Origin of the sequence: Frateuria edaphi (assembly GCF_021117405.1) — a bacterium.
GTDB lineage: Bacteria > Pseudomonadota > Gammaproteobacteria > Xanthomonadales > Rhodanobacteraceae > Frateuria_A > Frateuria_A edaphi.
The window spans coordinates 3,535,882-3,547,500 of sequence record NZ_CP088251.1 but is presented as its reverse complement, the minus strand read 5'-3'; the positions used below and the strand labels follow the sequence as shown (position 1 = coordinate 3,547,500).

The window sequence follows — 11,619 nt, the reverse complement described above, 5'->3', positions numbered from 1 at the left end:
CGTGAAAAGGGAAACAACCCAGACCCGCAGCTAAGGTCCCCAAGTTCTAGCTAAGTGGAAAACGATGTGGAAAGGCATAGACAGCCAGGAGGTTGGCTTAGAAGCAGCCACCCTTTAAAGAAAGCGTAATAGCTCACTGGTCGAGTCGGTCTGCGCGGAAGATTTAACGGGGCTAAGCTAGACACCGAAGCTCGGGGTGCACACTTTGTGTGCGCGGTAGAGGAGCGTTCCGTACGCCTGCGAAGGTGGATCGAGAGGTCTGCTGGAGGTATCGGAAGTGCGAATGCTGACATGAGTAACGATAATGGGGGTGAAAAGCCCCCACGCCGAAAGCCCAAGGTTTCCTCGCGCAACGTTCATCGGCGCAGGGTGAGTCGGCCCCTAAGGCGAGGCAGAAATGCGTAGTCGATGGGAAGCAGGTTAATATTCCTGCACTTTTCTTAAGTGCGATGTGGGGACGGAGAAGGTTAGGTCTACCCGGCGTTGGTTGTCCGGGGGAAAGGCGGTAGGCATGAATCTTAGGCAAATCCGGGATTCTCTATGCCGAGCACCGAGACGAGCCCTATTGGGCGAAGTGACTGAGACCACGCTTCCAGGAAAAGCCACTAAGCTTCAGCTTAAGAAAAACCGTACCGTAAACCGACACTGGTAGGCAGGGTGAGAATCCCAAGGCGCTTGAGAGAACTCGGGTGAAGGAACTAGGCAAAATGGCACCGTAACTTCGGGAGAAGGTGCGCCCATCGGGGTGGTCACGTGCGTGACTGAGCTCTGATGGGTCGCAGTAACCTGGCCGCTGCGACTGTTTATCAAAAACACAGCACTCTGCAAACACGAAAGTGGACGTATAGGGTGTGACGCCTGCCCGGTGCTGGAAGGTTAATTGATGGGGTCAGCCGCAAGGCGAAGCTCTTGATCGAAGCCCCAGTAAACGGCGGCCGTAACTATAACGGTCCTAAGGTAGCGAAATTCCTTGTCGGGTAAGTTCCGACCTGCACGAATGGCGTAACGACAGCGGCGCTGTCTCCACCCGAGACTCAGTGAAATTGAAATCGCTGTGAAGATGCAGCGTTCCCGCGGCAAGACGGAAAGACCCCGTGAACCTTTACTATAGCTTTACACTGAACGTTGAGTTCTTCTGTGTAGGATAGGTGGGAGGCTTTGAAGCGCAGACGCCAGTTTGCGTGGAGCCATCCTTGAAATACCACCCTGAAGTGCTTGACGTTCTAACCTAGGCCCGTAATCCGGGTCAGGGACCGTGTATGGTGGGTAGTTTGACTGGGGCGGTCTCCTCCCAAAGCGTAACGGAGGAGCACGAAGGTACGCTCAGCGCGGTCGGACATCGCGCACTGTGTGCAAAGGCATAAGCGTGCTTGACTGCAAGATCGACGGATCAAGCAGGTACGAAAGTAGGTCTTAGTGATCCGGTGGTTCTGTATGGAAGGGCCATCGCTCAACGGATAAAAGGTACTCCGGGGATAACAGGCTGATACCGCCCAAGAGTTCATATCGACGGCGGTGTTTGGCACCTCGATGTCGGCTCATCACATCCTGGGGCTGTAGCCGGTCCCAAGGGTATGGCTGTTCGCCATTTAAAGTGGTACGCGAGCTGGGTTCAGAACGTCGTGAGACAGTTCGGTCCCTATCTGTCGTGGGCGTTGGAGATTTGAGGGGGGCTGCTCCTAGTACGAGAGGACCGGAGTGGACGTTCCGCTGGTGTTCGGGTTGTCTCGCCAGAGGCATTGCCCGGTAGCTACGAACGGAAGTGATAACCGCTGAAAGCATCTAAGCGGGAAGCACGCCCCAAGATGAGATCTCCCGAGAGCTTGACTCTCCTTAAGGCACCATCAAGACTAGGTGGTTGATAGGCGCGATGTGGAAGTGCAGCAATGCATTGAGCTTACGCGTACTAATGCGCCGTGCGGCTTGACCATATAACCCCAAGACGCTTCGAATGTCTTTGCCGATACATCTCGATTCACCAACTCGCTTGTCACTCGTTTACCCCTTTTGAAGCCGGCGCTTGATAGCGCTGCTTCAACCCCTTCCCTGGCGGCCATAGCGCTGTGGTCCCACCCGATCCCATCCCGAACTCGGAAGTGAAACGCAGCCGCGCCGATGGTAGTGTGGCTTGTCCATGCAAGAGTAGGTCACCGCCAGGGGCTTTATCCTGAAACACCCTCATCGGCAACGGTGGGGGTTTTTCTTTGCCTGCGTTCGTGCGGCGCTTCAGGCGCACCTGCGAATGGTTCGCACGGTCCTGCAACGGTCCCGACCGCATGCGCGACCGGCGCGCGTCGGACGCCACCGCCGATCATTGCCAAGGCGGCCGGCCCGCCGATGTTGGACCGTTACCCCTGTAGGAGCGCCCCTTGGCGCGACCGCCATGCACCGGCTGCCACTACCGGCCACCATCCCTCACTGCCCGCAGTCGCGCACCAGCGTTCGACCGGCAGCTGTGGTCGCGGCCCGTCACCGGCGGGCAATCCCACCGCCAACATCGAAGGTCGGGACAGGGAGACCCACCGCTTGGCCGGCGCGTCGATGGACGGCACACCGCGGCCGAGTCCCTACACGGACGTTCCGCGCATCCGATGCGTTTTCCGCGGCCTTTCAACGGCAGGCGCACGCAGGTGCGCTCCTGCAGGACCGCGGGGCAGCTGTTCCCGCCATGCCCGCGGTAGGCGTTGTTGTCGATAATGTGCGGAAACGGGGATGTTGCGTCTTTTCCGTGTTCAACAGGCGCCAGCCGCAAAAGCGCCCCCGAGCCGGGCCTTGCACTTTGGCTTCGAGCAATCGCGCCTTTCGGAGCGCCTTTGTCATCTGGCCGCCCCATGCCTCTATGATGCAAAGGACTACGACGCGGCGCCGAGGGAGACGCAGCCTTGTTCGTTCATGTGGAGACACGGCGACGTTCCACCATGCAGTGGGCGACGCTGCTGCTGGTGCTCGTGTGCGTGGCCAGCTTCGTGGCACTGGCATTGATGGCGCCACCAAAGCGGATCTCGTTCCTGCTGGAGTGGGGCACGATCCCGGCCAACATTTTCGACACGCGCGAAGCGCTGTGGCGCCAGATGGGCGACCCGGCTCTGCTCCGGCTATTCACGGCGCTGTTCATCCATGTGGCTTGGATCCACCTCTTGAGCAATCTGCTCTTCCTGGTGATCTTCGGTTTGCCGGCGGAGCGCACGCTGGGCTCGGCCCGGTTTCTCTCGTTGTTCGTCGCGGGTGGGATCGTCGCCAATCTGGTGGGCGCGTTGACGCTTGCCGGCGTGCGGCTGCCGATCATTGGCTGCAGCGGTGCGGTCTCGGCGGTACTCGGCGCGTACGCGGCATTGTTCCCGCGGGCGCGGTTGGGGCTGGTTTTGCCGCTGGGTCTGTTCCTCGAATTCGTACGCGTGCCAGCCTACCTGCTGATCGGTATCTGGGTTTTGCTGCAGTTGCTCTTCAGCTACGCCGGCCCGAGCTACGGAGCGGTCGTGTGGTGGACACACATCGCCGGATTCCTGTTCGGCATGTTGTTCGCGCTGTTCTCGCGCGAAGCGATTGCGCGCCGCCTGCGCGGCTAAACTGCGCGCCATGCGTACCAGAAAACTCTACAAGGTGACCTTCCTGCACCTGGGCAAGTGCTACGAGCTGTACGCGCGGCACGTCGACACCAGTGCGCTGTGGGGTTTCACCGAAGTCGGCGAACTGGTGTTCGAGCCGGCCGGCTCGGGCTTGCTGGTGGACCCCACCGAGGAACGCCTGCGCGACGAATTCGCCGATACGCAGGTGCTTCATCTGCCGATGCAGTCGATCGTTCGCATCGAGGAAGTCGAACGCAAGGGCACGCTGGTCATCCGCGACGCGAACGATGGCCAGAAGGTGACGCCTTTCCCGATGCCGACAAAACCAAGATGAGCAGCACCCGCTGACCGGATGGTGTGTCTTGCCGGCCGAACGCTTCGACAAGACTGCCCGCTTGCCCGCTTCGCCTTGCGCTTGACGGGTGCCTAGGCCGCGCTGAGCCCATGGCGCAGGCCAAAACCGCGCATGACCCGGCGTGCGATTGGCGTGGCGGCCACTTCGCGCCAGATCCGGTGCGGGTCGCTGCCTTCGTTCCGCATCGCTTCGCGCTTGCGATGGATGTAGGCGCGCATCACGTCCGCGTTGAACTCCGGGTGGAACTGCACACTCACCGCATTGGGGGCGTAGCGAAGCAGATGGTGCGGATCACGCGCCGAGCGCGCCAGCACCGTGGCGCCGGGTGGCGGCTCCAGCACGCTCTGTTCGTGCGTCGTATGGGCGCGGAAACTGGTGGGGAGCCGGGCGGTAAGAGGATCGTGGCCGGCAGCTGCGGTGAGCTCGATCGGCAGCGTGCCGATTTCCCGCCCGCCCGGCAGGTAGTCCACGCGACCGCCCAGCGCATGCGCCATCAACTGGTGGCCGTAGCAGACGCCGAACAGCGGCAGATGCGCATCCATGGCATTGCGGATCCAGCCAGCGGTACGTTCACTCCAGGCGGCTCGTTCGGTGACCATCGCGGCCGAACCGGTGATCAATGCGCCAGCGACGTTGCTCGGCGGGGGCAGGCTCTCCCCGGCGGCGACGTCGACCACCTGAAGGCGGACGGGTGACAGTGCCGCGCAGAGGCGGAACCAATGGGGAAAATCGCCGTGACGCGCGCGGATGGCATCGGGCGCACGGCCAGTGCGAATGATCAGGATAGGTTTCATGCGGACGTCTGGATGCCTAAAGCCTAGGATTGGCTTTCATGTTCGATCGGTGGCAATACCGTGAGTACTTCCTGCACCGTGGTCAAGCCCTTGGCCACCTGCGCCGCGGCCGATATGCGCAGCGGCTGCATGCCTTCGGCCAGCGCAGCCTCGCCAAGCCTGGCCAAGTCGAGTTGGGCCGAGATCAGGCCGCGCAGGCGCGAGCTGAGGCGCAGCATCTCGTAGACGCCCGTGCGACCCATGAAGCCGGTATTGCGACACTCCAGGCAGCCGACCGGCTCGAAAACCCTATGCGGCGCCGGCAGCGACCAACCGTGCGTGAGCGCGGTCCAGGTGTGCGGATCCTGTTGTGCCTCGCGCTTGCAGTGCGGGCATAGCGTGCGCACAAGGCGCTGGGCGACCACGCCGGTCAGCGTGGACTGGATGAGGTAATGCGGTACGCCCAGGTCGAGCAGGCGGGTCACCGCGCTCGGTGCGTCGTTGGTGTGCAGGGTGGACAGCACCAGGTGGCCGGTCAGCGACGCCTGCACCGCCATCTGCGCGGTTTCTAGGTCGCGGATCTCACCGATCATGATGATATCCGGGTCCTGGCGCAGCAGCGTACGCACGCCGGCGGCGAAGTCCAGGTCGATCGAGGCCTGCACCTGCATCTGGTTGAGCTCGGGGCTGACCATCTCGATCGGGTCTTCCACCGTGCAGACGTTGAGCTCCGGCCGCGCCAGGTGCTTGAGCGTCGAATACAGCGTCGTGGTCTTGCCCGAGCCGGTCGGGCCGGTCACCAGCACGATCCCGTGTGGGCGTTCGACCATCGAGCGCCAGATTTCGCCTTCCTCGGGCGAGAAACCCAGCTGCGAGAAATCCTTGGCCACGATGTCCGGATCGAAGATGCGCATCACCACCTTCTCGCCGAAGGCGGTGGGCATGGTCGAGATGCGCAGCTCGACCTCGCGCCCGGCGGATGAGCGCGTCTTGATGCGACCGTCCTGCGGGCGTCGCTTCTCGGCCACGTCCATGCGCGCCAGGATCTTGATGCGCGCGGTCACCGCGGTCATCACCGGCGGCGGCAACTCGAACACCTTGTGCATCACGCCGTCGATGCGAAAGCGCATCTGTCCGGCGTCGCGCCGCGGCTCCAGGTGGATGTCCGACGCGCGCTGCTCGAAGGCGTACTGCAGCAGCCAGTCGACGATGTGCACGACATGGCGGTCGTCCGCGCCGACCTCGCCGGTCTTGCCCAGCTCCACCAACTGCTCGAAATTGAGGATCGCAGCCGAACTGTCGTAGCCGGCGCCCTTGGCGTCCTGCGCCATCTGGATCGAGCGCTGCACGCCGTAGAACTCGGCCAGGTACCGGTTGATGTCCAGCGGGCTGGCCACCACCCGGCGCACGTCCCGGCGGAGCATCTGCGCCAGGTCGCCCGCCCAGGCCGCGTCGAACGGCTCGCAGCTTGCGAAGGTCACCTCGGACGGCGTGGCGGCGACTGGCAGGATGCGATGGCGCGTGGCATAGGCATGGCTGACCACCTGGGTCACCGCCGCCACGTTGATCTTCATCGGATCGATCTTGAGGTAGGGCAGTGCTGCCTGGCCGGCCAGCCATTCGGTCAGCGCTTCCAGGCTCAGCGGACGGCCCGGTTCGCGCAGGTTCGCCAGCTTGGCGTTGGCGATCAGCACAAGCGGGTGCAGCTCGACCGTGCTGCGTCCCGCGCGCACGCCCATGCGCACGTTCTTGGCATCATCGGCGGCGACGTAGCCGTCCACCACCAGCGCGGCCAGCACGTCGTCCAGCCCCAGCCGGCCACGACGACCGAGCAGGGATGCGATTTGCGGTGATGCGGCCATCGAAGACGGGCTCCCACGGGTGCGTTCGAGCGGCGCCGGACCAGTGCCTGCGCGGGCTTTGGCTATACTAACGCGCTTTGTAGTTGGGCCAATCGCCATGCCAGCGCGCACTTTCCAGGACGTGATCCAGACCCTCAACCGCTACTGGGGCGCGCAAGGTTGCGTGCTCCTGCAGCCGCTGGACACCGAGGTCGGCGCAGGTACCTTCCACCCGGCGACCTTCCTGCGCGCGCTTGGGCCCGAGCCCTGGGCGGCTGCCTACGTGCAGCCTTCGCGCCGTCCCACCGATGGCCGCTACGGCGAAAATCCCAACCGCCTGCAGCACTACTACCAGTACCAGGTGGTGATGAAGCCCAACCCGGAGAACATCCTGGAGCTGTACATCGGCTCGCTGAAGGAGCTCGGGCTCGATCCGCTGGTGCACGACCTGCGTTTCGTCGAGGACAACTGGGAATCGCCCACGCTCGGCGCCTGGGGCCTGGGCTGGGAGGTCTGGCTCAACGGCATGGAAGTGACCCAGTTCACCTACTTCCAGCAGGCCGGCGGCCTCGAGTGCCGTCCGGTGACCGGTGAGATCACCTACGGCCTCGAGCGCCTCGCGATGTACCTGCAAAACGTGGACAACGTCTACGACCTGATCTGGACCGACGGTCCACGTGGTGTGGTCACCTACGGCGATGTGTTCCACCAGAACGAAGTGGAACAGAGCACCTATAACTTCGAGCACGCCAACGTGCCGGAGCTTCTGCGCTGGTTCGACGTGTGCGAAGCCACCGCCAACCAGCTGATCGGCGCCGGACTGCCGTTGCCGGCCTACGAGCAGGTGATGAAGGCCAGCCACACCTTCAACCTGCTCGACGCCCGCCGTGCCATCAGCGTGACCGAGCGCCAGCGCTACATCCTGCGCGTGCGCACGCTCTCGCGTGCCGTCGCCGAAGCCTACGTGGCGCAGCGCGAGAAACTGGGTTTTCCCGGCCTGAAGAACGTTTCCAAGGAGCAGGCCGCATGAGCGCCGCCAAATCGCTGCTGATCGAACTGGGCACCGAGGAGCTGCCGCCCAAGGCGCTCGACGAACTGTCGCAGGCGTTCCTGGACGGAATCGTCCAGGGCCTGGGCAAGCGCGGCATCGAAGGCGGGCTGGACGAGGCGCGCGCCTACTGCACGCCGCGCCGGCTGGCCGTGTACGTGCCGGCGGTCGCTGCCACGCAGCCGGAACAGCATGTCGAACGCCGCGGTCCGGCGCTCACGGCCGGGCTGGACGCACAGGGCCAGCCCTCCAAGGCGTTGACCGGCTTCGCGCAGTCCTGCGGCGTCGAGGTGGACCAGCTGGAAAAGCTCGAGACCGACAAGGGCGCGTGGTTCGTGTTCCGCGCGGTCAAGCCCGGCCAGTCGCTGGCCGCGCTGCTGCCGGAGATCGTCGAGGAGGCGCTCAGGGGCCTGCCGGTCCCGCGCCCGATGCGCTGGGCCGACCACGACTACGCCTTCGTGCGCCCGGCGCACTGGCTGGTGATGCTGCATGGCGCGGACATCATCGACGGTGAGGTGCTGGGCCTGAAGAGCGGCCGCAAGTCGCGCGGCCACCGCTTCATGCATCCCAATCCCGTGCATGTGACCGACGCCGACGGCTGGCTCGACGCGCTGCGCGCGGCCAAAGTGCTCGCCGATCCGCTCGAGCGTCGTGAACGCATCCAGGCGGAAGTGGCCCGCGCCGCTGGGCAGACCGGCGGCGAACCGCGCCTGGACGATGCCCTGCTGAACGAGATCGCCAACCTCACCGAATGGCCGGCGGCGATCGCCTGTGCCTTCGAGCGCGAGTTCCTCGCCGTGCCGCCCGAAGCGCTGGTCACCACCATGGAGACCAACCAGAAGTTCGTGCCGGTATTCGACGTCGCAGGTTCGCTCAGCGAGCACTTCATCGGCGTGGCCAACATCGAGTCGAAGGACCCGGCCGAGATCCGCAAGGGCTACGAGCGCGTGATCCGCCCGCGCTTCGCCGATGCCAAGTTCTTCTGGGACGAGGACCTCAAGACGCCGCTGGCGAGCTATCAGGAGCCGCTGAAGAACGTTACCTACCAGCAGGCCTTGGGCAGCCTGTGGGACAAGAGCGTGCGCGTGGCCGAACTCGCCCGCGTCATCGCCAGCCGCGTGGGTGTCGATGCCGGCGCCGCCACGCGCGCCGCTTCGCTGGCCAAGTGCGATCTGCTGACCCGCATGGTCGGCGAGTTTCCCGAACTGCAGGGCGTGATGGGTCGCTACTACGCACAGCGCCAGGGCGAAGGCGAGGCAGTGGCGCAGGCGCTGGACAGCTACTACCAGCCGCGTTTCGCCGGCGATGCCATCGCCGCCGACGCCGTCGGCCAGGTACTCGCCGTGGCCGAACGACTCGACACGCTGGCCGGCATCTTCGCCGTCGGCATGAAGCCCAGCGGCAACAAGGATCCGTTCGCGCTGCGCCGCGCGGCGCTCGGCCTGGCGCGCACGCTGGTCGAGGCAAGCCTGGAGCTGGATCTGCGCGCCAGTTTCGCCGAGGCGCTGGACCTGTTGCCGGACACGGCGCTGGCCGCCGGCCTCAAGCCGCGCAAGGATGGCAAACCGGCGGTGTTCGATGCCGGCGCGCGCCGCGCCGCACTGCTGGGCGAACTCGCCGAGTTCGTGTTCGACCGCTTGCGCGGCTACTACGCCGAACTGGGTTTCACTCCCGAGCAGTTCGAGGCGGTGCTGGCCGTGGGACCGGCCACGCTGCCGGACTTCGACCGTCGGCTGCGTGCAGTGGGGGAATTCGGCCGTCGTTCCGAAGCGGCCAGTCTGGCCGCCGCCAACAAGCGCGTGGCCAACATTTTGCGCAAGGCCGAGGAAGAAACCGGCATCGCGCCAGGCGGCGTGGTCGACCCGGCCTGTTTCGACTCGCCCGCCGAGCATGACCTGGCTAACGCGCTGGACGCCGCCCTTGCCGATACCGCCGCGCCGCGTGCCGCCGGCGACTACACCGCCGTGCTCACGCGCCTGGCGCAGCTGCAGGCGCCGGTGGACGCTTTCTTCGACAGCGTGCTGGTCAACGCCGAGGACGTCCGCGTGCGCGCCAATCGCCTCGCCCTGCTGGCCAGCCTGAAAGCGCAGTTCGCGGCGGTCGCCGATATCGCGCGTCTGTAGTGTCGGATCGGGACCGGCGCATCTTCCCGCGCTCCGGGCGATCAAAGCTGTGCCTGGACCCGGTAGTCGTCGGCTTTGATGCGCCGGGCCACTCTCCGACAGACAGCTAAGTGCGCTCTCGCGGTTTTCGTCCGCGAACTCGAATGCCCGTACCGCGGACCATGATCGGCCGAATCAGGCGCCGGTGCGCCCGATCCGCTCGGCCAGCTGGCGGTTGAACGTCAGCATCGCGTCGGTATCCACGCGAATGCCGCCCGGGCCCATGGCCTCGTAAAGCTTGGCCAGAAGATCGGTGTGGTCGGCCAGCGGAAGTCGTTGCCCGGCCAGTTCCAGTTCCGATTGCAGGATGCGCATCGCAGCGTTGAGGCGTTGCGTGTCCACGCTGGTGCTCGAGGTGACCAGAACGTGGCCGGTTGCACCGTCCAGGCGTGCGCGTGGCCGCTGCGTGGTGTCGCTGCTGGTTTGCTCGTCGGCGCCGGATTGGTCCACGTCCGTCAGGATCGCGCCCTCGCCGGCGACCAGCCAGATCAACGAAATCCCGAGCGTGCGCGCAAGGGTCACGCAGCGTGCGCGCGAGGGGTCGGTGTTGCCGTCGCGCCAGCTGCGCACCACGCCTTCGGAAAAGCCGCACATGCGGGCGATTTCGGTAGCGCTGCCGACGCGCTGGATCAGCAGTTTGATGCGGTCGGCGAAGGTGCCGGGGCTTTCGGATTGGGATGAGGGCGGTGCGAGGTTCATGGGCTTTTCCCGACATCAGGAAGCGTCACTGGCAGCCGCCGACCGGAAGCCGCCATGCGCCATCGTAGCGCGCCGTGCTTACCGCGGGCTTTGGCGTGCCTCGCCAGCGTTTATGCCATGTGAATGGCAAAAGGGACGTCGCCGGGGCTGCCATCAGTCTGGCTTGACTTTTGCCCGGGGGCGATTTTTTCCGCTATGCTTGGAACTTCCCCCGCGGAAAACGTACGCGAGACGCCGTACGGTTTGCGTGCATTCCCCAAAGCAAATGCTTTTCAATTGAATAGAGGTTTCCCCATGCGCAGGATGGTCTGGTCGCTGATGTCGGTAGCTGCGCTGGCACTGGCTGGCTGCAACGGCTCCAACGCCCCCGAACAGGGCAAGGGCGACAATGCCGCCGTCGCGGCGAAGGCGAACTCGGTCAGCGGCACGATCAACGTGCGCGGCGACAGCGCCGTCTCGCCGGACGCCAAGCTCACGGTCAACCTGGTCGACGTGTCCTCGACCGACCAGGCCGGCGCCGCGCTGGCTACCAAGACCATCGCACCGGTGCAGTTCCCGCAGTCGTTCGAGCTCACCTTCAACCCGGCCGACGTCAACCCGGCCGACCTGTACGTGGTCAAGGCCGACCTGACCGACGGCGAGCGTCACTACAAGATGGCGCTGCAGGCGCCGGTACTGACCAAGGGTGCGCCCAACCAGGTCACGATCGAACTGGTCGCCGAGCAGACCCCGGGCGAAAAGGAGCTGGCCGATTTCCAGTCCGTGCAGAAGCAGATCGGCGGCATGAAGATCAGCAACGGCACCAAGCTGGAGAAGGACGTCTCGCGTGCCTGGCAGGTGTTCCGCCAGAACGGGCAGGTGCAGTTCATCCGCGGCCGCGCCGATTACGGCGACAAGGGCTTCACCAGCACCGACTACGCCTACCGCGACGGCAAGCCGTGGGTGGTGGTGCAGCAGAAGAAGGCCAGCCAGGATGCCAAGCCCAGCTCGACCGAGCGCGCCGGCTGGGACAAGGACGGCAATCTGGTGCTCAAGCAGGTCGTCTCCGGCAGCAAGACCGACACGCTTGGCGATGACGAGGCCGCCAGCCTCAAGAACCAGGCCGAAAACATCCTCAAGCTGGCCACGGGCGGCAAGGGCAAGTAAGCCTTCCGCCTGCTCCCAATGGACGTCCA

At 64.7% G+C, this 11,619-nt stretch carries 8 protein-coding genes and 2 rRNA genes (1 of these 10 only partly in view); 7 read left to right on the top strand and 3 right to left on the bottom strand.

Annotated elements, in window-relative coordinates:
• The 4 genes from LQ772_RS16360 to LQ772_RS16345 all read left to right on the top strand — a co-directional run.
• Window positions 1-1,931 (top strand): 23S ribosomal RNA (locus tag LQ772_RS16360); it begins 948 nt to the left of the window's first position.
• A 114-nt stretch (window positions 1,932-2,045) separates the two neighbouring features.
• A 5S ribosomal RNA gene (rrf, locus tag LQ772_RS16355) occupies window positions 2,046-2,159 on the top strand.
• A 723-nt stretch (window positions 2,160-2,882) separates the two neighbouring features.
• On the top strand, window positions 2,883-3,566 hold the full coding sequence (locus tag LQ772_RS16350; RefSeq protein ID WP_231322415.1) for a rhomboid family intramembrane serine protease: 684 nt from the start codon (window positions 2,883-2,885) through the stop codon (window positions 3,564-3,566).
• Between the two features lie 10 nt (window positions 3,567-3,576).
• Complete coding sequence (locus LQ772_RS16345; RefSeq protein ID WP_231322413.1) at window positions 3,577-3,900, top strand: DUF1820 family protein; 324 nt, start codon at window positions 3,577-3,579, stop codon at window positions 3,898-3,900.
• Window positions 3,901-3,992: 92 nt separating this feature from the next.
• Here LQ772_RS16345 and LQ772_RS16340 read toward each other — a convergent pair whose 3' ends face one another.
• Together LQ772_RS16340 and tfpB are read right to left on the bottom strand one after the other, a co-directional pair.
• Complete coding sequence (locus LQ772_RS16340) at window positions 3,993-4,715, bottom strand: glutamine amidotransferase (protein WP_231322411.1); 723 nt, start codon at window positions 4,713-4,715, stop codon at window positions 3,993-3,995.
• A gap of 23 nt (window positions 4,716-4,738) precedes the next feature.
• The gene (gene tfpB, locus LQ772_RS16335; RefSeq protein ID WP_231322409.1) at window positions 4,739-6,556 is read right to left on the bottom strand and encodes a type IV pilus assembly ATPase TfpB; all 1,818 of its coding nucleotides are present in this window, start codon (window positions 6,554-6,556) and stop codon (window positions 4,739-4,741) included.
• Window positions 6,557-6,653: 97 nt separating this feature from the next.
• Here tfpB and glyQ point away from each other — a divergent pair, with 97 nt between their 5' ends.
• Window positions 6,654-7,565: a glycine--tRNA ligase subunit alpha gene (gene glyQ / locus LQ772_RS16330; protein WP_231322407.1), complete on the top strand. Its 912-nt coding sequence runs from the start codon at window positions 6,654-6,656 to the stop codon at window positions 7,563-7,565.
• A complete protein-coding gene (gene glyS / locus LQ772_RS16325; RefSeq protein WP_231322405.1) occupies window positions 7,562-9,706 on the top strand; it encodes a glycine--tRNA ligase subunit beta in 2,145 nt (714 codons plus the stop codon). The genes glyQ and glyS overlap by 4 nt, the downstream gene beginning before the upstream one ends.
• Before the next feature lie 174 nt (window positions 9,707-9,880).
• Here the strand turns inward: glyS and LQ772_RS16320 are convergent, their stop codons facing one another.
• Window positions 9,881-10,444 carry a helix-turn-helix domain-containing protein gene (locus LQ772_RS16320; protein ID WP_231322402.1) on the bottom strand — a complete coding sequence of 188 codons (564 nt, stop codon included), beginning with the start codon at window positions 10,442-10,444 and terminating at the stop codon, window positions 9,881-9,883.
• A gap of 294 nt (window positions 10,445-10,738) precedes the next feature.
• Between LQ772_RS16320 and LQ772_RS16315 the strand changes: the two genes are divergently transcribed.
• Window positions 10,739-11,590: a DUF1481 domain-containing protein gene (locus tag LQ772_RS16315; RefSeq protein WP_231322400.1), complete on the top strand. Its 852-nt coding sequence runs from the start codon at window positions 10,739-10,741 to the stop codon at window positions 11,588-11,590.
• Window positions 11,591-11,619: the final 29 nt, after the last annotated feature.

What these genes read in the sequence shown, in the direction of transcription:
- LQ772_RS16345 (WP_231322413.1), top strand. Translation starts at nt 3,577, where the DNA reads ATGCGTACCAGAAAACTCTACAAGGTGACCTTCCTGCACCTGGGCAAG.
- LQ772_RS16340 (WP_231322411.1), bottom strand. Translation starts at nt 4,715, where the DNA reads ATGAAACCTATCCTGATCATTCGCACTGGCCGTGCGCCCGATGCCATC.
- tfpB (WP_231322409.1), bottom strand. Translation starts at nt 6,556, where the DNA reads ATGGCCGCATCACCGCAAATCGCATCCCTGCTCGGTCGTCGTGGCCGG.
- glyQ (WP_231322407.1), top strand. Translation starts at nt 6,654, where the DNA reads ATGCCAGCGCGCACTTTCCAGGACGTGATCCAGACCCTCAACCGCTAC.
- glyS (WP_231322405.1), top strand. Translation starts at nt 7,562, where the DNA reads ATGAGCGCCGCCAAATCGCTGCTGATCGAACTGGGCACCGAGGAGCTG.
- LQ772_RS16320 (WP_231322402.1), bottom strand. Translation starts at nt 10,444, where the DNA reads ATGAACCTCGCACCGCCCTCATCCCAATCCGAAAGCCCCGGCACCTTC.
- LQ772_RS16315 (WP_231322400.1), top strand. Translation starts at nt 10,739, where the DNA reads ATGCGCAGGATGGTCTGGTCGCTGATGTCGGTAGCTGCGCTGGCACTG.